The organism is Bradyrhizobium sp. LLZ17, assembly GCF_041200145.1.
Lineage (GTDB): Bacteria > Pseudomonadota > Alphaproteobacteria > Rhizobiales > Xanthobacteraceae > Bradyrhizobium.
The window spans coordinates 4,349,527-4,374,950 of record NZ_CP165734.1; the positions used below are offsets into that span (position 1 = coordinate 4,349,527).

Annotated in this window: 23 protein-coding genes and 1 pseudogene; 11 read left to right on the forward strand and 13 right to left on the reverse strand. The window is 56.8% G+C overall.

Annotation, left to right across the window (positions count from 1 at the left end; translation table 11 throughout):
- Positions 1 to 354: 354 nt before the first annotated feature.
- Together AB8Z38_RS20965 and AB8Z38_RS20970 are read left to right on the forward strand one after the other, a co-directional pair.
- Complete coding sequence (locus AB8Z38_RS20965; protein WP_369719739.1) at positions 355 to 3,372, forward strand: adenylate/guanylate cyclase domain-containing protein; 3,018 nt, start codon at positions 355 to 357, stop codon at positions 3,370 to 3,372.
- Between the two features lie 72 nt (positions 3,373 to 3,444).
- A complete protein-coding gene (locus AB8Z38_RS20970) occupies positions 3,445 to 4,176 on the forward strand; it encodes a hypothetical protein (RefSeq protein WP_369719740.1) in 732 nt (243 codons plus the stop codon).
- A gap of 639 nt (positions 4,177 to 4,815) precedes the next feature.
- On the opposite strand, the gene AB8Z38_RS20975 is transcribed toward AB8Z38_RS20970, so the two are convergent.
- The gene (locus AB8Z38_RS20975; protein WP_369719741.1) at positions 4,816 to 5,328 is read right to left on the reverse strand and encodes a hypothetical protein; all 513 of its coding nucleotides are present in this window, start codon (positions 5,326 to 5,328) and stop codon (positions 4,816 to 4,818) included.
- A gap of 1,083 nt (positions 5,329 to 6,411) precedes the next feature.
- On the opposite strand from AB8Z38_RS20975, the gene AB8Z38_RS20980 reads away from it, so the two are divergent.
- Both AB8Z38_RS20980 and AB8Z38_RS20985 read left to right on the forward strand, forming a co-directional pair.
- Positions 6,412 to 6,594 carry a hypothetical protein gene (locus tag AB8Z38_RS20980; protein ID WP_369719742.1) on the forward strand — a complete coding sequence of 61 codons (183 nt, stop codon included), beginning with the start codon at positions 6,412 to 6,414 and terminating at the stop codon, positions 6,592 to 6,594.
- 390 nt (positions 6,595 to 6,984) lie between these two features.
- Positions 6,985 to 7,209 carry a hypothetical protein gene (locus AB8Z38_RS20985; protein ID WP_369719743.1) on the forward strand — a complete coding sequence of 75 codons (225 nt, stop codon included), beginning with the start codon at positions 6,985 to 6,987 and terminating at the stop codon, positions 7,207 to 7,209.
- Positions 7,210 to 7,937: 728 nt separating this feature from the next.
- Here AB8Z38_RS20985 and AB8Z38_RS20990 read toward each other — a convergent pair.
- From AB8Z38_RS20990 to AB8Z38_RS21005, 4 genes and pseudogenes are all read right to left on the reverse strand, one after another.
- Positions 7,938 to 8,450, reverse strand: coding sequence for a hypothetical protein (locus AB8Z38_RS20990; protein WP_369719744.1), 513 nt, complete (start codon positions 8,448 to 8,450; stop codon positions 7,938 to 7,940).
- A gap of 445 nt (positions 8,451 to 8,895) precedes the next feature.
- Positions 8,896 to 9,174, reverse strand: a pseudogene (locus tag AB8Z38_RS20995) (FAD-dependent thymidylate synthase); the annotation flags it as partial.
- A gap of 94 nt (positions 9,175 to 9,268) precedes the next feature.
- Complete coding sequence (locus AB8Z38_RS21000) at positions 9,269 to 9,445, reverse strand: hypothetical protein (protein ID WP_369719745.1); 177 nt, start codon at positions 9,443 to 9,445, stop codon at positions 9,269 to 9,271.
- 1,331 nt (positions 9,446 to 10,776) lie between these two features.
- Positions 10,777 to 11,190: a DNA ligase gene (locus tag AB8Z38_RS21005; RefSeq protein ID WP_369719746.1), complete on the reverse strand. Its 414-nt coding sequence runs from the start codon at positions 11,188 to 11,190 to the stop codon at positions 10,777 to 10,779.
- A gap of 342 nt (positions 11,191 to 11,532) precedes the next feature.
- Between AB8Z38_RS21005 and AB8Z38_RS21010 the strand changes: the two genes are divergently transcribed.
- Positions 11,533 to 11,817: a hypothetical protein gene (locus AB8Z38_RS21010; protein ID WP_369719747.1), complete on the forward strand. Its 285-nt coding sequence runs from the start codon at positions 11,533 to 11,535 to the stop codon at positions 11,815 to 11,817.
- A gap of 178 nt (positions 11,818 to 11,995) precedes the next feature.
- Here the strand turns inward: AB8Z38_RS21010 and AB8Z38_RS21015 are convergent, their stop codons facing one another.
- Positions 11,996 to 12,241 carry a PilZ domain-containing protein gene (locus AB8Z38_RS21015; RefSeq protein WP_369719748.1) on the reverse strand — a complete coding sequence of 82 codons (246 nt, stop codon included), beginning with the start codon at positions 12,239 to 12,241 and terminating at the stop codon, positions 11,996 to 11,998.
- 488 nt (positions 12,242 to 12,729) lie between these two features.
- Here AB8Z38_RS21015 and AB8Z38_RS21020 point away from each other — a divergent pair, with 488 nt between their 5' ends.
- The 5 genes from AB8Z38_RS21020 to AB8Z38_RS21040 all read left to right on the forward strand — a co-directional run bounded on the left by AB8Z38_RS21020 (position 12,730) and on the right by AB8Z38_RS21040 (position 15,166).
- Positions 12,730 to 12,900: a hypothetical protein gene (locus tag AB8Z38_RS21020; protein WP_369719749.1), complete on the forward strand. Its 171-nt coding sequence runs from the start codon at positions 12,730 to 12,732 to the stop codon at positions 12,898 to 12,900.
- A gap of 184 nt (positions 12,901 to 13,084) precedes the next feature.
- On the forward strand, positions 13,085 to 13,384 hold the full coding sequence (locus AB8Z38_RS21025; protein WP_369719750.1) for a hypothetical protein: 300 nt from the start codon (positions 13,085 to 13,087) through the stop codon (positions 13,382 to 13,384).
- A gap of 129 nt (positions 13,385 to 13,513) precedes the next feature.
- Complete coding sequence (locus tag AB8Z38_RS21030; protein WP_369719751.1) at positions 13,514 to 13,705, forward strand: hypothetical protein; 192 nt, start codon at positions 13,514 to 13,516, stop codon at positions 13,703 to 13,705.
- A 147-nt stretch (positions 13,706 to 13,852) separates the two neighbouring features.
- Complete coding sequence (locus AB8Z38_RS21035) at positions 13,853 to 14,116, forward strand: hypothetical protein (RefSeq protein ID WP_369719752.1); 264 nt, start codon at positions 13,853 to 13,855, stop codon at positions 14,114 to 14,116.
- Between the two features lie 30 nt (positions 14,117 to 14,146).
- A complete protein-coding gene (locus tag AB8Z38_RS21040) occupies positions 14,147 to 15,166 on the forward strand; it encodes a DUF4268 domain-containing protein (protein ID WP_369719753.1) in 1,020 nt (339 codons plus the stop codon).
- 3,510 nt (positions 15,167 to 18,676) lie between these two features.
- On the opposite strand, the gene AB8Z38_RS21045 is transcribed toward AB8Z38_RS21040, so the two are convergent.
- The 7 genes from AB8Z38_RS21045 to AB8Z38_RS21075 form a co-directional block, all read right to left on the reverse strand.
- Positions 18,677 to 19,810 (reverse strand): hypothetical protein, encoded by a 1,134-nt coding sequence (locus tag AB8Z38_RS21045; protein ID WP_369719754.1) that lies wholly within the window; start codon positions 19,808 to 19,810, stop codon positions 18,677 to 18,679.
- Positions 19,811 to 19,942: 132 nt separating this feature from the next.
- A complete protein-coding gene (locus tag AB8Z38_RS21050) occupies positions 19,943 to 20,710 on the reverse strand; it encodes an HNH endonuclease (protein WP_369719755.1) in 768 nt (255 codons plus the stop codon).
- Positions 20,711 to 21,008: 298 nt separating this feature from the next.
- Positions 21,009 to 21,641, reverse strand: coding sequence for a hypothetical protein (locus AB8Z38_RS21055; protein WP_369719756.1), 633 nt, complete (start codon positions 21,639 to 21,641; stop codon positions 21,009 to 21,011).
- Between the two features lie 67 nt (positions 21,642 to 21,708).
- On the reverse strand, positions 21,709 to 21,936 hold the full coding sequence (locus AB8Z38_RS21060; protein ID WP_369719757.1) for a hypothetical protein: 228 nt from the start codon (positions 21,934 to 21,936) through the stop codon (positions 21,709 to 21,711).
- Positions 21,937 to 22,052: 116 nt separating this feature from the next.
- Positions 22,053 to 22,625 carry an OsmC family protein gene (locus AB8Z38_RS21065; RefSeq protein WP_369719758.1) on the reverse strand — a complete coding sequence of 191 codons (573 nt, stop codon included), beginning with the start codon at positions 22,623 to 22,625 and terminating at the stop codon, positions 22,053 to 22,055.
- Positions 22,626 to 22,669: 44 nt separating this feature from the next.
- Entirely contained in the window at positions 22,670 to 23,605 is a 936-nt protein-coding gene (locus AB8Z38_RS21070) for a hypothetical protein (protein ID WP_369719759.1), read from the reverse strand.
- A 317-nt stretch (positions 23,606 to 23,922) separates the two neighbouring features.
- A complete protein-coding gene (locus AB8Z38_RS21075) occupies positions 23,923 to 24,168 on the reverse strand; it encodes a bacterioferritin-associated ferredoxin (RefSeq protein WP_369719760.1) in 246 nt (81 codons plus the stop codon).
- Positions 24,169 to 24,393: 225 nt separating this feature from the next.
- Here AB8Z38_RS21075 and AB8Z38_RS21080 point away from each other — a divergent pair, with 225 nt between their 5' ends.
- Positions 24,394 to 25,356 (forward strand): AraC family transcriptional regulator, encoded by a 963-nt coding sequence (locus AB8Z38_RS21080; RefSeq protein ID WP_369719761.1) that lies wholly within the window; start codon positions 24,394 to 24,396, stop codon positions 25,354 to 25,356.
- Positions 25,357 to 25,424 lie beyond the last annotated feature (68 nt).

Below are 25,424 nucleotides of genomic sequence, written 5' to 3' on the forward strand. Positions count from 1 at the left end.
AGCGAACTGTAGCAACTCAGGCTTTTGGCTCTGGCCAGAATGCCTCATCGGCTCTCCGCGGAAACAGCCTTCGCGGTGCCTTTAGCCTGTAGCGGCGGTATAGAATAACTCGACAAATGGGTTTATCATCTCACTGCATTTGAGGACCCATTGATGCAGTGTTTGCGTTGCGGTTGCCAAAATGCGGCGACAAACGAATTTTGTGAGGGGTGCGGGGCAGCTCTTGGAATTGAGTGTAATGCCTGCCACCATCTCAACCGGCCGACAGCTCGCTTTTGCGGACGGTGCAGCACTGCGCTGAACTCAAAGGCTTCACAGACTTCTAACCAGTCGTGGCAGCACGTCCTGACCGCATTGAATGCCAAGGGTGGAGAGCGAAAGCGCCTCACAATCCTCTTTGCGGACATCCGCAATTCAACCGGCCTCATCGACACTCTGGGCGATCCCGAGTTGGGCGTTAAACGTCTTCAGCCCGTTCTGGATATAATGAAGGAAGCCGTTACCCGCTATGAGGGTGTAGTTAACAAGTGGCAGGGCGATGGGGTTATGGCCATCTTCGGTGCCCCTCAGCCGCATGAGGATCACGCTGTTCGCGGGTGCCTCGCTGCGCTTGCCATGCAGGACGGGTTAACTCGTCTCGGCGACCCGGATCTGCAGATCCGAGTAGGCGTTCATACCGGCGAAGTCGTGGTCCAAACGATAGAGCACGACATCTACCAGACCTATGACGCCGCGGGACCCAATGTGCACCTCGCAAACCGGCTGGAACAGCTGGCCGATGCAGGAGTCATCCTAGTGTCCAAGGAGACCTACACCGCGGCTCGGCAGTTTATCGAAGCCGAGCCGTTAGGTCCACGTACGCTGCGCGGCATCACCAACCCGACCGAGGTTTTCAAGGTGAGAGGGCTGCAGCACGCTCCCTCCAGTGGGGTTTTCCGCAGCGGGATCAGGTTGAGTCCGCTGACGGGACGAACCGATGAGTTCAAAAGCCTTCTTGATGAGCTTGAGAGCACCATCAGGGGCGAGGGTCATGTCGTCGGTGTGGTCGGAGAGGCTGGCATCGGCAAGAGTCGCCTTTGTTTCGAGTTCGCCGAGAATTGTCGCGGCAGGGACATCCGGGTCTACGAGGCGCGCGTGCTGGCGCACGGCCGCGCAACGCCGTTCCAGCCAGTTTTGGAATTGATGCGAGATTACTTCGGTTTACGGTTCAAGCAGGCTGCGGATGTTTCACGCCGTATGGTGCAAGACCAGTTGACCGCCCTGCCAGTCTCCGAGCAGCTAACCCCCATACTCTTAGAGTTCCTTGGCCTCGCCGATACGCAGCGGCCGGCGGAAAAGCACGATCCAAAGACTAGGAAGACCCAGCTCCTCGACTTTGTGAGATTATTGCCGCACTCCCCCCGCCAACCTGTCTCCGTCGTTATCGTCGAGGACCTGCATTGGATCGACGCGGCGAGCGAAGAGTTCATCGAAGCGCTAGCGGACGCCGTCGTAGGTACCACGACCCTGTTGGTGGTGAACTTTAGGCCGGGTTTCTCGGCGCCCCTGACGCAGCGATCGCATTATCGGCAGATCAACATGCGGCCTCTGTCCCCTAGCCAGGCAGCGGTTCTGGTCCAGGATCACGTCGGTGGCGATACGTCGCTCGCGTTGCTCGGTCGTAACATCGTCGAGCGTGCACAAGGTAATCCTTTCTTTCTCGAGGAATTGATCAAGGCGCTCGTCGAGCGAGGCGACTTCGAAGGCGAGCGAGGATCTTATCGGCTGAAAGGCGGCCTCGATCGCATTCCGCTCCCTTCGACAGTGCAAGCCGTCGTCGCAGCCCGCATCGATCGTCTGGAAGAGAAAGCAAAGAAAGTACTGGAGATAGCTTCGGTAGTTGGCCGTGAGATTCCAATGTCAGTTCTTGATGGGGTTGCGGGGTTGGAGCAGGCCGACTTGTCAGAAGCGTTTCAGCATCTAAGGCAAGCTGAGCTGATTTACGATGTGCCACCTTTTGAACGGCGGGTTCTTGCCTTTAGGCATCCACTAATCCAGGAGGTCGCGTACCGATCACTCTTGCAAGAACGCCGTTCTGACCTTCATTCAAGGGTCGCTAAAGCCATCGAAATTATTTTCAGGGATCGGGCGGAACAGATGGCCTCTCTCTTGGCGTACCACCTGGAACACGCGGGCGAAAACCTTAAGGCAGCGCAACAGAACATGCGCTACGCCGTTTGGGTCGGGACGAACGACACAAGCCAGGCTCTTAGAAGCTGGAAGAAAGTTCGTGAGTTGCTTTCCGGTTTGCCCTCATCTCAATCCGTAGACTATTTGAAAATGATGGCCTCTGGTCAAATTGTAAACTTTTCTTGGCGGGAGGGCGTTCCTGCCCAGGAAGCGCTGCTCTATTTCGACGAAGCCAAGCAGTTGGCGCTAGCTTTAGGGGACCTGAGAGCAAATGCGCTCATTCACGCTGCGTACGGCCGCAATCTCGCGAATGGCGGTTCAGCTGACGAGTACGTAAAAAAGGTGCTCGAAGCAAAAACGATGGCGGATAAGGGCAGCGACGTCAGCGTTCAAATCGCGCTCAAAGCTGTTCTTTGTCATGCGCTCCGAACTTCGGGCAAAATGTCCGAGGCGCTTCAGATGAACATTGAAGCTATGGAGAAGGCGCACGAGATTGGCAAGTTCGACCGCCAAACGCTAGGCTTCGACGTTGATATGTGGCTGATCGCGATGCGCGGCCAAACGCTGGTTATGCTTGGCCGATCCGATGAAGCCCGTCCATTTCTGGATCGCATCCTTAGCCTGGAGAGCAGTAAAATAGATCCTCTTCATCACGTCATTCCGAGCATAGCGTATGTGGATCTTGCTTGGGCCGAGGGAAATGCAGCTCTCGCACAGGAGCACGCTGACCGGGCGTTTTCCATCGCGTCCAGAACGGGCAATCCCTATCTTCGGGTCTATGCCCAGGGGTGTCGCGGACTATCGCACATGGTTGCCGGGAGATTCACTTCAGCGATCGAGGACTTAGCTGAGGCGCTCCGCTTTGCACGATCGCGAAGGGCTGGCCTAGAAAACGAACCTCGGCTTTTGGCAGATCTGGCCAATGCATACAGGCTGAATGGCGACGCAGTGAGGGCCTCCGAGACTGTGAGCGAAGCCATAGCAATGACCACACAGCGTCACACTCGCATTCCCGAATGCCTGGCTCGTCTCGTTAGTGGACAGCTCTTGCTGGAATCAACCAATGACGATGAGAAAGTAGAGGGAGCCAAAGAACTGGATCGGGCAAGAGCGTTGATGCGAGAAACTGGAGCCGCGCTGTTCGAACGATTGATTAACGTCGACATAGCGCAGGCCACGGGCCGTTCGGTGCGCTTGTCTTGATGGTTTCGGGCCGTTCTGCGAGGTCGGCGCTGCTAGCTCCCAAGGGGATTACGAAAGACAAGAACGGAAGCCATGCGTGACCTCAAGCCAACGCCACACACATCGGCCTACAACTCCATTGGACACGTTCTGAACTTTGTATTACGACTGGCACTTTCAATTGTTGAAACCATTTCAAGCAAAGAGGAGGGGAAGATGGGGGCTCTAATACAGACCAAAGGCACCCAGCGTTTGTTGCAGTGGTTCAATGCCAAATGTTTCGACAAAAACAGTTTGCCTCATACCCAGAAAGCGATCGCAGGAGACGGCGCGCTATATAGCCTCTTTTCAACCCCCGCGGGCAATGCCCCTGTGATCCAGCAGATCTGCAACAATGCAACAGGCAAATCGGTTTTCTTGCCGCCCTATCATCCTGCTCACAAGAACCTGTTGACCCGCTGGGACTACTTTCTCGGATATGTTCTTCAACCCACCAACCACGAATTGCTTCGGACTTATCTTTGGAACGCCATCAATAACGGCGTAAATAGAAACGGCGATCCTTACATTGCCATCGTTGTTGATTCCGTTGAAGGTACGACACAGACGATCTTGCAATCCGATGAGTATCTGTTGAAGCCGAGCGATCCTGATAACAAGGCGCTGGATCGTTCTACAGCTTTTTCTCATATTACTTTGGTAACCCAAGCAATGTCGCCGCAAGTGCCGGTGGCTCTCGATCCCCAATTCCAGGCCTCGCTTAGGAAAAGGCGAGGGAGCACCAAGGGCAAGAACGCTAAGAAAGCAAAGAAGGCCAAAGCCTAAGAGCGTAACAACAAAAATGCGCTCGCTTGTGCGTCTCAACGACGTCAAAACTAATTAGGCTGTCGGTGGCGTTCGCCACGGTCGCTCTTTTGGCGCCTCGTCAGCACACAAGGCCCCGTGTCCGATTTGGGTCCTTCGAAAAGGAGAGTGGTCGAGCTATTAAGCGTGCGCAGTCCGGATCGCCGTCGTCGGAGATGCATTCGGCCCCGGCCGCAACATTGGTCAACGCGTGAAGATCGCCAATGATGAGCGCAATTTCGATCCGAAGGACTTTCAGACGCGTTCTTAAACTATAGGTAATCCCAGTAAATCCGAAACCGGCGTGAATGACCGAGTGACGACCAAACCGTGACCTCATTGCACGGGCAATCGCGGAAACTGGCTCGGGACAGACCGAGTATCCTGGAACATGCGACCGCCAGAAAGTTGCCCGCCCCGGAGCCACTTCAGGCTCCAAATTGTCCCGGGTCGCACCGAACGGGCGCGCAAGCGCCGCAACAATCGCGGGGCACTGCCAGCACATCTGCGCAGTCTCACGCCGGTCACGAACCGTGACGCGACCTGTAAGGTTCGAACGGACGTTCCGATACGTCTAACCAAATCCTCGCTGTAAACATGAAAGTTGGCAGGACGCGCGAACTATCTTCGTCCACCTGCGCGACGATTTGTGGGTACTGCAGAGGATTCCCGAATGTCATCTTTGATCAGCTGGCAAATCTGGTTGGGCAAAATGGCATTCAGCACTCGAATATAAGCGATCGCATTTTTTTGGCAGAAATCATCAAGCGCTTTGCTGAGGGCAGGACTCCCGCCAGTGTTATAGGCGCTGCGAATTTTGTTGATCTGCAGCCAGTCTGCACTCGTAAGGCTTGCACCGTCAGAGACCGAAACAGGATGATATTTAGGACCCACCGCTAACCTCCGCCGACGCCCGCATGCCAGCAGGGGCTCGCGTCGCTCTCGTTCAGCCAAAGCAGTGCCTCGCGCGCTTCCAAAAAAGTGATCTCGCTCCTGCGCCGGCCCGATTGGACGACCGTCGGTGAGATAAAGGAGAAATCCGCATTCAAGCCGAAATAAAACCTCGTGCTCAGTGCACTCGACCAGAGTGTCAGCGTTGATGGAGTCAATCTTCCTGGAATGAAGCATCTGCATTCAGATGGACCTCTCCGATTGCTTTTCGACCTGAGGCTTTGGCTTGTTTCTTCGAGGGTCCTTGCTGATAAAATGCACTCCGACGTTTGATCCCTCAACCCAAATGAGCTCACAACGTCGAAAGGCCAGCCCGGTGGAGGATAAGAGCATGAAAACTCCCTTGCGCGGAGCACGTCGGCTGATCCCTCAATTTGAAGCTTCGCGCCTGTGTCAGACACATCGACCAGCACCCAGCTCCTGCTCCAAGTCCCATCGGTACCCATCAGCGTGACCGGCTGCTCATGCTCAAACGCAACTCTGCGGTTGTTGCGATTATCGAAGCTCATCTGGGTGCTCCGAGCAAAAGGTGGCGATTGCTCCGGCCGGACCCGAAGGAGGATCACGTCCGATCCGTGCAGCTTAGGCAGTTCAGGGAAGACAAAAAATTCACCGCTTGGCGGGCCGCCAGAGCCAGTTCCGCCGGTAATGACTTACGCAACGCGGCAACCTAAACACGCAATATGATGCCTCTACTCGGTTAAGAGAAGCTTAAAATGAGAAGTATTCGAGAGAGCCAATTATTGGAAATCGCCCCGAGTGCCGCGGCGTTTCGCGAGGGACTGATAAAGGGCAATCGACCTATTGCGCCGTTAGGCGATTTCAATATCCCCCGGCGGCGTGATGATGAGCCACAGTCTCGTCCCAGCAGACGTGAAGCAGGACGTGATTAGAAACTCCCCTGGCGGTGCTCCAACCAAGTATTGCGACGCCGCTTCAAAGGAGACGAAAGGGCCAGCGGCATCCCAGATCTCGCCTGCGAGTTGCTCGCTGATCATGAATTCACGTTTTCGCTTCATAGTCTCCGACCCCACGCCTTACGCTATCGGCCAAAAACATCATGTAAATCGGTATGCCACCGAATTCATTCCCGGAGAAAGCTACGAGGCCTGTTCGAACGTTGCGATAAGGCTTTGTACCAGGCGAAACAGTCGGGCAGAAATTGAAACTGATTACTTCGCTGCCGAATTCGTTTTGAACCGAGTAGATAACTCATGTTGCTCAACGAAACTGGTATGATAGAAGGCCATCGAAATGGAGAACGTAATGGCCAAGAAGTCGAAGAAGACGGTGAGACGGGAATATACCAAGACCGATGTAAAGGAACTGCGAGCTCATTCGAAAGCGCGAACGCCTGTCGCCAAGATTTCTAAGCTGACGAAGAGATCAGTAGGTTCGTTGCGACAGAAGGCACTGAAGCTCGGGATCGGGCTCGGCCACCAGCGGTAGGCTGCTTCTGATTACCTTCGTCAAGAGAGAGGCCTAGCCGAAAGGTGAAAACGGCCCCTCACCACCATTCGGGGCCTTTCCCCAATCGATCGTCAAGCCGGTCCGGATGGAACCTTGTAGGCCGCTTGCGCTTTAATTCCACCGGCGTGCATGAGTACAGGCGAACGATGTTCAGCTGGTCCAACTCCCATCACCGAAAGATCCGTGACGACCGGAGATACCTAGAGACGAGAGCTCGTCGCCTCTTGCAGAGCTATCTAACGTCGAGCGAATTGCAAAAGCAGCAATACTATCAGGTGATCGCCGGGGCGGCGGCTGCGTGTCAGCCCGGAGTTTCTGATCCGAGCCAAAAAAATGAGAAGCCTTGCTGAGTTGGCTGCGGAGGCCGCCATGAAAGTCGTAAAATTTCGTCTTCGGAAAGCAAAGGATGAGCACGATCACTCAGCTGTACTGATCACGGATGCCTACGCAACGGTCGCAATTGCATACCGCCGTGCTGCGACTGGCTACACAGATGATAAGGAAATGGAGCAACTGGGGACTGCGGCTGTGCATCTGGTCACGATAGCGAATTCATTTATGAATGCTGAATCGGAGCAGTCAACGACGCACTGATGCGCCGACTCCCTCTCTCCCCACTGCGCAAACCGTTTCTCCTAAGCTGCTCGTAAGGGCTTGCTTGTACCGTTGTCGCCAACAAGAAAGGGGCGGCATGTCGATTGCATTTCGGGTCTTTGTCCTTGTGGTCTGTGCTTACGCCGGTTGGGAAACGTCAAGCATCCAGTTCGGCGAATTTCGAGAGCCTCAGCAGCAAGGGCGTTCTCCAACCGGATAAACCAAGAATGAACAAACCAAAGCTTCACGTCGAAAGTCCGCAACACGCCAAGTACAGCGTGCTGATCTCGCACCCGCAGTCGGTTATGCGATAGTGGTTGATGAGCAAATAAAGACCGCATTTGCTGATGAGACCGCCGCATTCGAAAGGGCGACCGAGTTGCTGGCCAAATATCCGATGCTGAAGATCGAGATCTACGATGCAGCATCGAAGTCACGGACGCCAGCGAGATAGCACTTCTGCATCGCAGCATGCGTGCTAACCATGTCCTCCGTTTTAATCTATCCTTCTTACCGCTAACAATCCAGGTAAGGTCGTCGCCAAACGGAGGCTGGCTATGTCTTTGATGAGATATTTCGGGTTTGAGCCTCGCCGCCGTGCGGCGATCTCTGGAGACGATGTGGGAATTCGCTCTTGATGTGAAGCTAGTGAGCTATGGGGCGCGGGATCGCGCAAGTTGCGGAGGATTTTGGCTGATAACTTGCTGCCGCTGACCGGTGTGACGTAGTCAGGTGTTGGTCTTTTGCTTGTCGGGAACGGTCACCGAACGCAATGCAGCCGGTTTGTTCACTTTCGGGCTTGGCGCATCGACAACCAAGCTATCAAACTCCATTTCAGGGCTGGATTTGATTATGGGTTCCTGCGGAGCACCGTCGAAAGGTGCGTACCACGGCGGTTTCTCGATCGCCCCTCCCTCAAGTGCCTGCGCCATCAACTGTCCGATTTCTTGTCCGCTCAAAGCGACAAGTTCACCGTCTTCATTCTTGTAAAGCTGAGGACAAAAATAAAGTGCGTGTATTCGAGGGTCATATCCATCCACAACCAGGAAGTGCACAGTCTTTCGAAACATCTTCCGCTTTTTAACGACCTTTCGCTCCTGTGTCGTTAGGGCGACTCTAAGCCTGTCGCGTTGGTTGCCGACAATCGTGGCTGCTTCCAACAGAACGAGCCAGTCTCGCGTATTCGCGTTGTCCGCATGAATGGGAACTAAGGTGCCCCGCTGCTTTCCAAAGATCTTCATAAACTTACCTCCCAATCTGTGGGTGCGTGGTTTTTGAAAGTCACTGCGGAAGTCGCCCAGCTCTGAGGTTGCTACCTCGTTTCGCTCGGCCCTCCGGGTAAGAATTGCCTCAAGTGTCAGCTAATCCTGATTTCTTTCACCGAGGATAACAAGCCCTTTGGGATTACTTTTTAAACCCGGTGCACCATGACGGCTCCGGCTTCCCCAATTGGCCGTTAAGAAGCGCGTCGTAGCCCGATCAATGACGGAGGGGCATAAAGGTCGCGGGCGAACCTCGAGTGTGGTCGCCCATCACGGCGGGAATCGGGAAGGCGGCATATCGTGGGGTGCTTGACGCCTCCACTTCTCCACCGAAGGAGCGATATGCCGTGTCCAACGATAACGTCACCCACCTCCTCATCACCTCGAGCATCCGGTCCGCATAGACCCGAATCTCGTACTGCGCGTGCGCGTCGGCCCGAAGGCGCAGGAAGTTCATGAAATTGTGGAGATCGACCTTCCAGGACCACTGCGTGTAGAAATTCAGCGATAGATTCATGCGCGCGAGTTCGCGCGCGAGGCCCCGCCCGGCGTCCCGATCCGGCATCCCCCTTCGCCAAGCATCTGCAGATAGTGCCGATAGACCATTGAGCTGGTCCCGTACCTCGCTCGAGCGCGCCCGCAGCGGCAGCGGGAGCTGCAAGGCGAAAGGAAGGCTCGCGTTAATCTCGAACGCGTCCGGCATCGGCAGTGAAGAAAGCGTCACGAACGTCGGAAGCAGCCGCAAGAAGGTCGAGCGGCGCTTAGCCGATGATAACGGCTAGCGCTTTGCAAAGAGCCTAGGCGGCGACGTCAAATGTTGCGATTAACGTCCGCATGTCTAGCGCCAGATCGCGGTAGCGCTTGGCCAGCTTCTGGTATAGCTCGCGCTCACTTCCGCCCGATCGAGCGGCGATCAACTCGCATTCGATTGCGAGGCTTTCAAAACGCTCCAGCTTGGCTTGGAAAGCAGACATTAGAACCCCCAAACTCATAACAAAGGGACCGGGACCCTAATCGCGCGATTAGTTCACGACAAACATTGTTATGAGCCATAACTGCTCTGGTCAATCACGGACAATCGTTTTTGCAGTCGCTCACTGAACTGCCGCCAGGTTGTGGTTGAGAGCATCTTGGCTTCGCCTGAATGCGCAGGGCGAACATCGGGTGTCTGATCCGCTGTAGGATCGCCGGCAGAGCCTTCGGATGCTTCGGATCGACCACTGAAAGAACTTGCCCTTTTTCGGAAACATCTTTCGGGACGTTCTGGCTTGACAGAACGGATTGTTGCGGCGGTGGCCACTAAGCTGTGGCCTCATGCCCGGCGCGTCCCCACGCCCCGCGAACGGCGTGGCGGAGCTGCGGAGGGGCCGCGCGGCGGCCACCAACGAAATGGCCGGCAGGCATCACTGCCGCCGGCCATCGCTTGCGCTACCGTGGCTGGGGGGCTGATCGGCAGCGCTGAACGCAAGGCTGCCGAACGTCGATTAACAATCCGTTAACCAATTCGGGCGGGCTCTGGATATTTCGCGGGCAACAACGCGGCGGGCCTGTGCTGCGCCAGCGTCGGAGAAGCCGGCGTTTCGACCACGCGCGCTGGAGGTTGGCCATCGGCTTGCCGGCGTAGCGTCGTCGATGCGGAAGAGAACGGCAATCGGTGTCTGATTGGTAGTGATCGAATAGAGATTCACATGTGAGTCCTTTCACGGCGGTATCGCCACATCGACGATCACGCCTCCGGCGTCTCTGGCGAACACCCGACCGTTGCCTTAGGAAGAGCTATGGTAGCTTATTGATCTGTGCCCTTGAGCGCAGTCCGATGGCGAGCTCGAGCGCGGAACGCGCGCAAGCGACTGCGCGTCGTGGGCCAGTTTGGGATACGTTTGATTGCGGCAGGTTAGCTGGCTTGAACCTGGGCACCATAGGCGCATATTCGGCGGATGCTCGAGGAGCGACCAAGTTTCATAGCTCGGAAGAATCCCGGACTTGGCTGGGCGGTCGATATTCTGTGGCCCGATGGCGAAACGGAAGCAATCAAGGGATTTGTTACGGAAGCCGACGCGGTTAAGTGGATTGCTGAGCATGAGCACTCCAAGCGGTGGCAGGGAAATACAAACCAAAAACCCTCCCTAGCGTCTTAGAAACCCGCCTCGATCGACTGACGGCACACTGCGTGTGTGACCGGTGGTTCGTGGGCCGACTCCTACACTTGACGGCGATCACGCGGCGGGAGTCCGATCGCTCGCGGGGGCGACATCAACGAGCTTCGCCCGCATGGAGCGCGTCTGCCCCGCGCGCGTGGGCCATCTCAAAGCTCACGCGAAATCGCCGGATGCGTTCGGTTCTTGACCTTGATCCATTCGTTGGTCCGGCCGCCGATATAGCGCCGGTCGCGCCGCTTGGAGACGATCCCCTCGAGCCCGAATTCGCAGGCCTTGCGGAACAGGTCCGGCCCGATAGCACCGGGCTCGAACGGCGCCACGAAGATGCCGTCCGGCCGGCGGTGCAGCAGCCGCTCCAGATTGGTCTTGCGCATCTCCAGCGGCAACAACCGCAGATCCTCGCCGCCAAGCGCCAGCACGTCGAAGGCATAAAGCTGGACTTCGTGATCGTGCTTGCGAGAGTGCAGCGCGTTGAAATCGGAGAAGCCATCGACGCCGAGCACGACCGCCCCGCCATCGAGCACGAACTGTTTCTGACGGACCCTTCGCGTGGCTTCCACGATTGGATATCGGTCAGCCCAGTTGTAGCCGCGCCCCCGTGATCAAACGCATGCTGTCCGTCATTGCGTTCTAAGCGGAGGCGAATAGCCTTCACCTTTTACTTCATGAAACCAATCGGGGCCGTCCGGGCCCAGTGTCTGGCATGGAAGCTGGACGACCCAGGCTCTCCTTGCTCAGGGGCTGTTCCAAAAATCGTCGCTCAACGTCTGAGAGATTGGTCTTAAGCAGCTGTCGATAGCGGCTGATGTTGTTGTCATGGGCGTGCAGACGGATGACTTCTTCGTCGGTCACGGTGCCTGGGTGTGGCTAAAAGAAATCTACCGAGAACGAAAAAGGTAACAGTGGCGTTCGAACGCGCGTTTATGAAGCAAGCTTCTTGGACCGCTATCACGATCGTCGACGCCGCACGCAAGGTCCGTCAGAAGCGCTTCGTGCTCGACGGCGAAGCCGTCGTGCTTGGCATCGATGCTTCGTGCTCGACGGCGAAGCCGTCGTGCTTGGCATCGATGGTGTCTCGGCTAACCGGCCCGCTGCGCGAAGACACGTCCGCTAGTGCGGCTTTCTCGGCCTTGCTGCTTATGGAATCGTTGCAATCGACCGTAGACCGCCAGGCGAGTGCGGCCTAACCGCTGGCCAATTTCGCTCGCAGTCATGCCACTGTCGAGTAGCGCAAGGAGTTGCGCTTCTTCCTCGGGGGACCACGAACGGATTTCCAGTCTATTGTTTGACATTGCCCATCCATGACAGCGAAAGCACCGCGAAAATTCCATTCTAGAGCAGAGGCATAAATGCCTCTTCTCCGCCTCAAAGATCCTCGAACGAGACTCCGATAAGATTTCCACTCGACCAGACCAGTCGGCAACTTCGGATGATACGATCTTTCTCGAGCATTAGTTTGAATGTGGAGTTCACGTGCCGCTTCGACGGAAGCTCAACTGCTGCCCCTTGTTCCGACATGTTGACCACACGGCAGCGCAAGCTGGCGCCGTCGCCTGAAATGTAGGCGATCTCGTCAACATCGGTGCGCTCCAGCTTTCGACGCTCTATCATTTGATCACCCCCTAGCGAGGCTCATCGGGATGTGCACCTTGTCTCTAGCAGCTGGAATTGTCGCGCGATCTGTATTGCTACGTCTGATCGTTCCTTGGCGAGACCGTCACGCTCGAGCACCCCGATCAAGACGGTATGGGTTCCAACAGAAAGTTGCTTGGCTGCGATCTCTCGAGCCAAAGCTGCTAATTCAGCATCGCAATGTGAAGTCATGGCGATCTCATGGCTAGCCTGTCGGCCAGTAAAGCTAGATCCTACCTGGCCTTACCTGCGAAAACGTTACCTGATCCGGTCGAGTCCAATAGCCCGGCGTGTCCTGCCAGCGGATTAGCTCGATGGACTAGAAGGCGCGCGCGACACATCACCCTGTTGTGCGGCGCGAAGAAGCGCCGCCTCGCGTTGTCCGTAATCTTACGGACGATGCACATCTGCAAGTTTCGAGGTCTTGAGTGTTTTTATGACGATCTGCTTTCCAGACGAGAGGGCCCATGAGCGTCAAAGCCATGATGGCGACGATCCTCCAAAACCAATTGACGTCGCGTGGCGTGCATTCGCTGATTCGGACTGCGAGGAGATCGTGGAGCTTGATCGAACACCTCAGAGAGCTGGAGCTAAATCTGGCAGCGCGCGAGATAGCTGATGATCGCGAGCCGCACTAATTGCCGCGGCATCTTCGTAAGTCCAATCTAGAACGCCCACTTGCGCGGCACCCGCGATCTGCGCCCCGGCAACTCGACAAGAACGCGCCTCTGCTTGAGTTACCTCCTAATGGTAGACTTCCGATCTACCGCTTCTTCGCGACGATTGGCATGATGCAAGCCTATACGCCGTGAGGTAAAGACAATGATCAATGACCTCCTCGTGTCGCCGCGGCCAATCGCTCGCATCAGCACGATCGGCATCATCGCAGCCGCAATCCTCCTGTTCGCAGCGATGGCCGCTTCCACCGTTCTTGGGGTAGGAACCCGCATCTCTCAAGCCTTCGAACCGTTCGCCAAATCGCCGAATGAGCGCGTGTCCGAAAGTTTCGAAGATATCAAGGGCATCGGCCCGATCTCCGACGAACTGAAGAGCGCGCTGGCATCGCTGAGCCAGAGCGTGCAGGGCGCGCAGAAGCCGCCGGTTCAGGCGCAGGGGCATTGAACATCTACTTCGGATTGACCTCATGACATGCGGATTTTGGACCAAGGGCGGTCCATGAGCGTCAAAGCCATGCTGGTGACCAGTTTTCAGAGGAAGTAATTGCGACCACGCCCGTCGGGGAGATGGACGATGACCGAAGAAGAAATTGCTCGTTTACGTACGCATAGGAACAACATTGATCGATATCGGCGCCTGCTCGAAACTGAATTAACTGAGGTGGAACGGCATTACTTCGAAATGCGGTTGTCCGAAGAGCAATCCGCGACTGAAATAGAGATAACCGCGGCTGAGACGCCGCCGTCTATGGTCGAGCCGAAATGACGATTTCAGACCGAATACGATCTCTGGCTGGCGTATACCCGGGTTGCTGTCTATTGCAAACCGTCGGCAGGAACTTGCGCACCTTGATCATCAAGCCTCCAATAATGACCGGACAATCTGGCGCGGCTGTGCAATCACCATCACTGGATGTATGACGTTGGTCTCTTTTCGATTGATGCGCTGAAGCTACAGCGTGCACACTGGCAGGAAACTAAGGGAAAGCGCACAAACGCCTTTATGAAAGATGCTGGTAAGAAGGCTGCAGCCACGCGCGCGGCGAATGCAGCAGCTAAACTGCGGAGCGAGGCGGCTCGGAAAGCCGTTGCAACACGTCGCGCCAACGTATTGAAGGGCCAGAATGACCAGGCAGCAAAAGCCCCCAAGACGTTTTATCTCCCCGATCTGGGTTAGCTGTTCTGCGTCTTGGAAGGCATCATCAGGATGGCTGATCAACCATTGGGACGACTTGAACGAGTTGAACTTCGTGACATCTGGACAAGCGAAGCAAGCAGCTTCACGCCTTGGCTTGCGCGACCTGAGAACCTCGCCATTTTAGGCGAGACCTTAAAGATCGAGCTAGAACTCGAGGCTCAGGAAAGGGCGGTGGGGCCCTTCCGTGCAGACCTACTCTGTAAGGACATCGATAACGACCGTTGGGTTTTAATTGAGAACCAATTGGAGCGCACCGATCATATACATCTCGGCCAGCTGTTGACCTACGCCTCCGGTCTTGATGCGGTGACGATCGTCTGGATTGCAGCCCGTTTCACCGAAGAACATCGATCAACACTCGATTGGCTGAACAAGATCACCAACGAGAGTTTCCGGTTCTTTGGATTGGAGGTTGAATTATGGCGGATCGGAGCTTCGCCAGCTGCGCCAAAGTTCAATATCGTGTCAAAGCCAAACATATGGTCAACCTCGGTCGCTAAGGCCGCTGGTGCAATCGATGCGGGCGAGCAGTCTGAAACGGAGGCTATGCGTGAAAGATACTGGGCGGCGCTCAATTCGAAGCTAGAAGAGATCGGTGGCGCAGTGTCGGGGAAACGCAAACCGCAACCACAATCGTGGATGCACTATAAGATCGGCCGAAGCCAGAGAATTGGCGCTGCCATGAACATCCAAAAGAATCAAATTCGTGCAGAGATCTATCTTCGAGGCCCCGCTGCAAAAACCTTCTTCAAGGCTCTCAAGGAACACGAAGCGAAGATAGAAAGCGAGCTTGGCTATCGATTAGACTGGCAGCAACTGCCAGAAGGGCAGGATTCTCGGATCGCGGTTTATACTGACGCCGACCCAACAGATGAAGCGGATTGGCCGCGCCAGCACGAGTGGTTGGCGAAACGCATCAATGAGATGTACCCCGTGTTCGCGCCGCGCGTTGGTGCAGCGCTGACGGTCGCTTCGTCGGCGCAAAGCAGCGAACTAGATAGCCCCCTATCGGGCCGCCCCACTGATTGAAACTACGACGCGAGGCTCGAACTGATCGCGAGGCTCGACAATCTGTCCGTATGATGGGAGACTTTTCAAAGCGGCGACCGCTGCCCGGAGTTGCCCGATCACTTCAGCCGCGATGCTGTTCGTCATGGTCCGCCCATCAGATATAGACACAATATTCGATACCGACTTCGGCGTTGCTAACGGGGAAAAGCGTATCGGATCGTCAAAGAAGCTCCCCGTCCCTTTTTCGGAGGCGACATTATCGTGTCTCCTGCCCGCTTTTCTTCGTACATCGCATCGCAACATGAGGGCATTTGATTGTTCGTCCGCGGATAGCCTCCAAGTTTACGATGAACCATCCCAGCACTAATCTCAAGGAATGCGGCACCGCGAAGCTCAGCGCTTCGCAGCTGAGAACGGATTTCTGACCGAAACTGATCCTTTGTAGGCACCTCGCCCCCGACCTTGCACGGATCGATCCTAGCTCAGCTAGGCGCCCGCACGAACAGCATGCGGCTGTGGCAGAGCCGGACATGGGCGAACAACGCGCTGTCTTTTCAGACTATTCATCTAGGAGCACCTTGAAGAACCTTGGTTACGCTTCTTTGCGTTCTCGACTAGGGTGTCGAATCCGAACACCTGAATAAAGATGGCTTCCCGTTCTCGATACCGAACGAAGCCGGGTCACAACCGCCCTAGGCGAGGCCGCTTACAGCATCAGCCAAGCCATCCCAGCAATCAGAACCAAAAAGCTGGTGAGCGCCGTCACCGCGAACCCATACTCAATCCTGTCCATAACCGCCCCGCGCGCATACACACCAGCAAGCAAAATGATGCCTTATGCCGGGCCACCCGAACAACACATTTGTGAATCAGCTAGGTCATAAAACCCTCCGGCAGTACGAAACTGCACCGAGCGCTTCGCGCTCAGATCAGCACCATCGCCGCCGCCGAGATCGCCGCGAGCAGGACAAGCAGGCCTGCGATGATGATGCCGAGCCAGACGGTTTGCATCGCCGGCAATGAGGTGAGGCCGGCACCGTTCCTCGACGTGCATGGCCGGCGAGCGCTTCGCTCAAAAGATGAACCCGGCGACCGTGGTCGCAACGGCGGCCAGGAGCGTCAGAGCATTTTGGGAGTCGGGAACAAACGGCAATGCACGCCGTTCTCTCTGTGCTCCGGCCTCCAGCCCCCCTGCGAACCGGAGTCCCCACGGCCCCAGCCCGCCGCCAGTTGGCTGGGGCCGTTTTTATCGGAACGATCCGAAAAACGCATCGTTGGCAACCACCGGCGGGTTCCAGGGTGTTGGGAGATGACTGTGCTCTCTCCAGATCATGTCCTGCGTGATTGCCCGAAGTGTCATGCTTGGCCGATGCCCGCCAACTTCGTCCGCACGAGCTGGCCAAGCCTGTCGCCCCAAATTGAGTTTCGATGCGCAAAGTGTGGTCATGAAGAGACGGCCGAGGTCGAAAGCACAGGGGAGATGAAGCCCGTTAAGAAGCGCAGGCGGAGATGGTCACCTGAGGTTTTTCGGTGATACAGCCAGTATCAAAGAACCACGCCGCGGGCTTTTTCTTTGCGCCTGCGCCCGAAAGTGTCATCGATTCTTGGCATAGATCGTGCTGACTAGTTTCCATCCGGGATTTTGCCGGAGTTGGAACGACAGGCACGCGTTGGAGGACATGCGTATTCACCGGCGACAGCTACTAGGTGATCTCCAAAGCGGGACGCATGTCGATCAATCGGTTCGGGCTCTACAGGAGGATCTCAAGCTGATCGAATCAGGGCTTGGCCAGATCGGCAAGGATTGATCGGGCACTGAGAAGAACAACCCGGCCGGGTAGGCAATCAAATCACGCCGTGCATGAGAACGGCCCCGATCACGCAAGGGAGCAAAGCATCGGGGCCGCCCTTTGCCGGCGGACTTGAGGAGGCCGGGCCGGCGCCGGAGTGAAGCACCGCTGAATACACAGGGCAACCGGACAGCGTTTCTGACAGGCTCTAGAGAGTCGCTGAGTGGCATTGCGTGATTTGGCGCAAGGGGGGCCCCGGTTCGCGCTGGCGGGCTTTCGTGCCATCCTACACGGGCGGCCGGCCCCTTCCGGTCGCGGTTTCAGGCAACTCCCGCTGGCCCCAAGGTTGGCGGGTTTCTTTTTTGTCCGATGTGCGCCGGTAGTGATCCGGAGACGTAAGCGCCAGCCGATGGGACTACAGTCCTCACTTTTGGCGTACTATGGCGCGTGGCGATGACACGGAGGATGCACCAACCCTCATCTGCATAAGATGTCGGCGGCCAATGGATTATCTGACGACGCTGCCGGAGATCTCAAACCTGCCCGCCGTCTACGTCTACAGGTGTATACCCTGCCGGAGAATTGAATCCGTCGTTGTAAAGTAACGGCCGTCCTTCAGCGGGCGCCCTGCGTCGGGCGCTCACGGGGCTGTTTTTATCGGAACAATCCGAAAAATGCATGGTTGGCAGTCACCGGCGGTATTCCAAGGTGTTGGAGATGACTGTGCTCTCTCCAGATCACGTCCTGCGTGCCTGCCAACTGTCATGCTTGGCCGATGCCCGCCAACTTCATCCGCCCGATCTGGCCAAGCCAGTCGCCCCAAATTGAGTTTCGGTGCGCAAGGTGTGGCCATGAAGAGACCGCCCAGGTCGAAAGCACAGGCGAGATGAAACCCGTTCAGAAGCGGGGGCGGAGATGGTCACCTGAAATTTCGGTGACACAGCCATCTGTCAGAGAACTACGCCGCTCCACGCTGGCGGCCTGTTCTCGTCATTGCCTGACGAGCTTGGACCGCATGCCGGCTAGCATCGTGTAAGCAGCGCGCCGCCAGATCAGGTTCATCAGGACTAGCATGTTGGGATCCCCGCTATTCGATGTCGCTAGACTTGAACAGTTCTGTTTCACGGTGATTTCGCCGAGGGTGGGAAATGATTTCGTCGGACCAGGAGCTTGGCCGCCGGTTCACGCTGGCCGGCCGCCTTTCAGTTTTGGAATGACCGCGGCACGAGCGCCCCCTTTAGCACCGCATCGATGGTCTTGGACCGCGTACCGGGAGCAAGTCTTCCCCTCTGCCGCTTGGGCTTGGATGATCTGGACACTCTGGCAACTAGCCAAAGATCGCTGCCGCAGCTGGCGCATTCATAGTGCTTCAGCTCGTAGCCTTTGGCCACGGGGAAAATAGCTTTGAGCACTCGAGGTTCGCTACAAACCGTGCATCCGGCTTCGCCGTTCACGATCGCCCCCGCAAGCAAGTTGATGATCGGAATGAGAACTGAGTCTCGGTTCAGGAGCAATAGCGGCTCACGCCGGCGGGCCTGTTTCGATGCGGCCGGCCGGTAATCGTCCGGAGATGTAAGCGTCGGCCAATTGAATTACGATCGTCATCTTTGGGCGGACCGGCAATGGCGCGCGGCGATCACACGGACAACGCACCACCCCTCATCTGCAACAGATGTCATCGGCCGATGGATTTTCTTGTGACCCTGCTGGCAACCGCAAACCTGCCCGCCGCCTACGCCTACCCGTCTCCCCGGACCAGTGAGAGGAGGCGCCGGAACTCCTCGTCGCGTGTGTTACTTTTCCAACGGTTAACGAAGCGGCAGACGACCTGAAGGTTGCCGTCCTCGTACTGCTTGTCGCTATTGATCCGGTCCAACGAAGGAAGAAGCTGCTCGTCTTCGTGAGCTCCCCTAAATTGAAGCTTGATGCCGGTCAGAGTGCACTTGCCTTCCTGCTTTTCCAGAAGCGCTCTCACATAGGTGTCGAGGCTGGTTTTCGACATCCAAAGCTCCTTCACCTTTTTAGTGGAGGTCACGAGTTGCCCATTCGAGTTGCGGACGGTTTCCATGGTCATCTCGACCATCTCGTAAATCGATTTCTCCATAGCGCTATAGATTTTAGCGTTCGATGCCTTGCCCTTGGCGCTTGCAACCAGAAGGATATCGGGCCGCTCCATCTCCGGCCGAACAAGCAGCCAGCAAAATGAATGCGCATCTATCAACCGCACTTCAGCCAAACCCGGCATCTCACTGAGAGCCAGACGGATCTCGTTCAGCGCGCCAAGGTAATCCTGGTAATTCGTCCACGAGCACCTCCATGCCGTCTTGACGTCCATTTCCAACGCTTCGAAGGCCTTATCGAAGGTCGTAGAGGCGATCGGCATGTACAACTGCGAATTCTTAAGGAAAAACAGGTAGGCGAGGAGGTCGTATCTTGAGCCGACTATGGAGCGGATTTGCTCGAACGCTGCGCCGGGTTCCTCATCGTCGCGGTAGAAGCTAAATGCCCAGCCCTCGATCTGGCGGCGCAACTCCGGCTCCGCTTGCGCGTCGAGAAGCACATAGTGCGAGCGGTTCCGATGCCCGTTTTCATTTCTCCACCGTACAAGATTGTTGCTGTCGTCGTCTCCCTCTGGCGCTATCTCGATCGCCGAAATTAGCCGTTTCAGGATGTCGCCCCTTCCGACCGTACTGAGTTGCCAAGCCGTCGCATTTAGGCGAGCGATCGCCTTTTGGTGAAGGGGTTCTTTATATCCCTCCCATTCCAGCGGCAGTCCATCGTGGAACGATACAAAGGGATGCTTGCTTCTTCTCGCAATGCGTTCCCTGAAGACGTCGAACTGCTGCCTGAAGACGTTTCGATCTAAAGCCAAAAATAGCTCCTGTTCGTTCGAGCGCCAATGAGCTCATCATCCGTGGAGGACGCGCGCAAAATGTAGAAATCGGCCCTAAGCTTCAAACCAGCTCCGCAACAGTGAAGATCGTTAGCGGGGACGCAAGCCACGTCAAAACCGATACAGGTTCCGATGGAGCGCCAAGTTGACGCGATGGGCTTCGCGCAGCCCCTGAAGGGGCAACGCCCTGGCAAGCCCGAGTGCTTCGCGCTCCTTCTCCCCCAGCTGAGGGCTTGCGAGAACGGAACCATCGTCGGCAAAGCTCACTAGACCGCGGTCGAACGCGGCGTCCCAAAGAGCAGAAAGTAGTAGACCGTTGTGCACATCGAGGCGCTCTGCGTCTGTACAATCGGCCCATGGCTTGATGTGAGATGCCCGGAGGAGCGCTCGCTCAGTAATGCCACTCATGGGACAGCGCCCGCTCCAGTAGTCCAACAGGGCGTCCCGGAATATGTCCTGGCCAATACGCTGGATTACGATCCTTTCGGCCTCAGTTGTTCGCGGAAGGGTGGCAGTCTTGGCCCTAAAGCGATCGAGCGGCGCCTCCGGCAAGCTTACGGCAAGCTTGTAAACGCGATCAAGAGCGACATGCAGCTCGGTCAGGCTGTTGAGCAGAAATGTGGCTCGACCGGGCCCCGACGCCGCCGAAACCGGCAACACGCCGACTTCTGCTGCGATGCCGGAATGACCGAGAGAGAGTAACCATGGTCCTGCCTCAGAGACACCGCCGATCCAAATTGAGCCAGGTGCCGTCGTTGAAGCGTAGTGTAGCCACCCGTTGTCGATACCCCGTTCCAACCGATACCCGTTGTCCCATGCGGCCTTCTGTGCCTCGGTACGCACGATGAAGCTGGGAGGATTTTCGACAATCATAGCCATAATGGCACTTTGCAACGTCAGAGATCGATCTTCAGCAATCTTTCAGCAGCAGGTGTCCCGTGGAGGATAAGGCGAAGCCATGGCTCAGAATGGAATTCGCCGGGAGGCTCCGTCGTGGTCGTTACAATGTATTGAAATAACGGAGAAGGACCGAATGCTTCGAGCTTTCTTGCAAACTCGAACAGGCGATCATAAATCGAACGGCCGAGATCCGCTTCGCGAGGGCTATCGTGGAGTAGGAAACCGGGTAGGCGGCTGTGGCCCTCCATCGTCAAAACCAGAGCAGCAAGATCAAACGCTACGACCTTAAGGAGTCGATGGCCGCAGTTGACCTTTCGCCGTCTAGTTTTGCGGTCAGGCTGAGACCATTGCCGTCCAACCTGGCTTCGCCGTCAATATTGCTCGGCACCAGTTCCTTGAGGACTGTATCGAAGGCAAACGACAAACGAGCAATGGATTCGCGGGCCGATTGACGGCGTGCCGATAATTCGTCACGGCGAGAACCTAATTGGGATGTTGCTCGCTCGAGCGACGAAGCTACGTTTTCCCGGTCGATCAGCAGCTTTTCATACCGGTCTGCATCATCGACAAGTCTTTGGACCGCGCGGATCGTATTCGACTGATCGAGCAAGCTTCGCTCAAGCGCAGCGACCGTCTGTTCCAGCGGCTTCAAATGCTGGCGGGCGATGCCAAGTTCGTACTGCAGACTCGACTTTTGATTTTCGAGGGCAAGAATGTCCTGCGCTTCCCGATCCACATTCCCCTTCAGGTTTATAATCTGATGCTGAAGGGCGTGCAGGTCGCATGTTGCTGTAGAAATTCCGCAACCTTCTGCGACAGCCTTATCGATTGGAACCGCACAGATGGGACAGACCGGATTATTCTCCGCTATCCATCGCGCCCGGGATTCCGGCAACTCCGATCGCAACATGACCAACGTCCTATTCTTCTCTTCGATCCGCGTTGATACATCGGATAGCAACGCTTGTCGGCACCGGTCACGTGTCTTCGCTTGGTGATAGAGTCGTAGGGCAAATTGATCGCCGCATGTGCCTTGCGAGGCTGCCGAAGAGTTCGGCGTTCTCGGACATGCCGCGCATGTGAATTTGAAGGAGGGCAAGGCCATCCTCGAGCGCGGCGAATTGCTCAAAGAACTGTTCCTCAGTGAACTCCTGCTCCGGGAAACTGCCTTTGTTTTTGTCGTGAGTCTCGATAAGACAATTCATGATGATGCTCCTTTGTGTTGGGTTGGGTCGTGTATCTACACAACTAAGCCCACATCGGAGAGGAGCGCGGCAGCTGATTGTCTTGCAGCCGCCGCCTCGTCCCTCCAATCTGGCCGTCACTCGACGACCAGGGCTGGTTTGAGAGCCACGGGCCGGGACATGTTGTAGAAGTTCGGCGAGGTCGCCATGACCGCCTCGTGGATTTCGGCGAACTGCTCCTTGGTGCCGCTACCCTTGATGCGGACGGTGTAGCTCAGGTTCTCGTAGCCCGGCGGCACGGCAGGATCGATCCCGAGGAAGCCGCGGAGATCGATCTCACCGCCGGTCTCGATGGCCAGGCTTTCGAGGGTGATTCCACGCACCGCGCACTGCGCCACGTATCCCACCGTCATGCAGGCGTTGAGCGCCGCGATTAGATGCTCCTGCGGATTGGCGAAGCTGTTCGATCCGCCCAGTTCGTTGGGTTCGTCGATGTCGATCGAGAACCGGCGCGACACCCGTTCTCCGCCGATCTCAAAACTCTCGACTTGCGCACGGCTCCGCGCCTGGCCCTGCCAAGTCGTGGTGACGTGCCAGTTTGTTTTACCTTTTGCAGGCTCCCGCCTCACGCCGTCGATCAGGGCAAACAAGTCGACGACATTGATGCCGTTGACGACGGTGTGGTCGGCGGTTTTCTTTTGTGCAACCATGATGGGCCTCCTTTTGCTGGGTGGTGGTGCGAGTCGATCGAGAGTTATTGGATGGTGGCGAGCGCCGACTGGATGCGTTGGCCCTGGGTTTCGGTGATCAGGCTGGAGAGGACCTTGCCGAAGTGCGGATGCTGGGCGCCTGAATGGATGTATTGCCAGCGGTAGGCCTTGAGGAAGGCAGCCTCGATCGCCTGCGCCTCCATCGCTTGGACCGTACGGCGGCACTCTGCCGCGAAATAACTCGCGTCGGCTTTGGCCTGGGCTTGCAGGATGCCGTCTACTGCGGCGACCAATTCGATGAACTCGTCGACCGCCCGATCGCGTTGCTCCGCTGTTAGCTCGGCGTCGTGGCGCACCCATTCAAGTTCGTCGAGGATCGCGTGCTGGCTCTCCTCCTTCCAGTGATAGAGGAACACGTCCTTGAACAGCTCGGAGAGCTGGGGATCGGGATCGATGCTCTGGCGATAGTGGAGCTGGGTGAACAGCTCGATATCCAGCGTCAATGCCAACACCGCCCAGGTACTTTTTCCAAGAACAGCGTGGGCGACGGCATTGTGATCGACGTCGAAGCTGTAACCCTCGGGGAGAACATCGCCGACCATCGCGTCGACACGGCGGAACAGTGCCTGGTGCTTTAACTCCTCGTCGCTGAACCGTACCAGCGCCTCGAGCGCAACCTGGTCGCCGAACCAGTGATCCTCGCTCAATTCCAGGACCTTGGCATTGATGAAGCGCTCGACCAGGCCAAAGACATTGGCGTAAGTCCGGCCCTGGATCTGGCTGACGAACCGCTTTTCATCGGCCGACAGCGTCGTGAACGCATCTGCCAGAGAAAGCCCGTCTGGAAGAAACTTGTGGGCGGTATCGAAGCTGCGCCCCCGGACCACATCCTTGTCGATGTCCCAACGAACCCGTTTGGACGTTTGAATGCAGCGTGCGTACCGTTCGCTGCTGTCGGAAATATTGCTGATCGCGTTCATTTCTGTCTCCTTTCGCGGAGTGGTGCGCCGATGGCACAGACAAACCGATCGGCCGATGCAGCGATCTTTAGGTCGTTAGACGGGCGAGGGTCTATGATCGGCCCACCGGGAGAAATGACCGAGACACCGTATCGCGGTGGACGCATTGGGAGTGGCTGGGGCGGTCGGGCGCGAGGCGTGCCAATGCACCACGGCGCGAAGAACTCGAGCGTTCAAAAGCGGCGCAAAGCGGATTTTGAACGCCCGCCGGACTTGTCAGTATCGCACTAAATTTCCGGGTAATCGGAGTTCTTGCGATAGACCCGGTGCACTCTTTCCTATGGAAATGCCTTCCAGCACTCTCGTTGCTTCAGCAACGTGCAGGCTCGCATTGCGTCAACGGGGCCGATCGCGCCGTCCGTCATTTCGTCCATGATCCGCTTGATGATGTGAGCGCAGCGGCCGCAGTGCGCGCCGCTGCCGAGGTAGTCATAGATCTGACTCATCCGCAGCCGTTGCGTCGCGTTCGCAAGCCTGGACCGAAGCTGATGGTCACTGAACACATTGCAAGAGCAGACGATCATGAGTTGTCCTAGCCGGCATATCGGACCAAGGCCGAAATGGAAGAGAACCAGAACGAGGCCACCACTCCATCCCGCCACGAGTCCTATGAAGTCCCTTCTGGACACAATAGAATGGCCGAACCGGTTGGCTCATGCGGTCATCTGTAGGTTGCCAGTCGATCGAGCGTCTATGACCAGCCCACCGGGAGACATGACCGAAATACCGTATCGTGGTAGGAGGCGGGCATGGACGCGTTATCCGACGTCTTGAGAGTGGCGCATTTGACTGGCGGCGTTTTCTTGCACGCCGATTTCTTCGCGCCATGGTGTATGGCTGCCCGCGTCGCGCCGGAACACTGCGCACCCGCACTCGGGCCAACGTCGCATATGATTCTTTATCACTATGTCGTCGAGGGCGAACTCCATATCCGGGTTGACGGCGAGGATGGAGAAGACCTCGTGCTTAGAGCCGGCGACGTCGTTCTGCTGCCGCGCAACGACTTGCATCTGGTGGGCAGCGACCTAAACCTGACGCCGGTAGCTGGTAGTGATATTATCCAACCGCCAAAGGAGGGCGGACTGTTCACGATCCATCACGGCGGCCGAGGGAAACGCACACGGATGATTTGCGGGTACCTCGGTTGCGATAGCGCCGAAGATAACCCGGTGATCTCCACCTTGCCGTCCCTGCTAAAGCTCGATGCCGAACAAGGCGGCGCAGCAGAATGGATCCGCTCGACGTTCCAGTATGCCGCCGATGAGGTCGCCGCCGGCCGCCCGGGTTCGGAGACCGTGCTGGCGAAGCTGTCGGAGCTGTTGTTCGTTGAAGCCGTGCGGCGCTATGCTGAAGGCCTGCCCCAGGGCCAAACCGGCTGGCTCGCCGGTTTACGCGACCCGCACGTTGCGCGGGCGCTTGCACTGCTGCACCGAGACATCGCGCGGCCCTGGAGCGTGGATGACCTCAGTCGCGAGGTCGGTCTCTCCCGCTCCGCGCTGGCCGACCGCTTCATTGGCTTGATCGGCATGCCACCGATGCACTACGTCGCCAGTTGGCGCATGCAGGTCGCGACCCAGAAGCTCCGCAATACCAGAGCGTCTCTTGCACAAGTCGCTGACTCGGTCGGTTACAGTTCGGAGGCCGCTTTTTCTCGCGCCTTTAAGAAGGCTTTCGGGACTGCGCCGGCTACGTGGCGACGTTCAAACGGATAGGCAACGTCCAATCTGTACGTTCGATAGCTCTGTCGACCGCCATTGAATGGTCCTGTGGACGGTTTCTC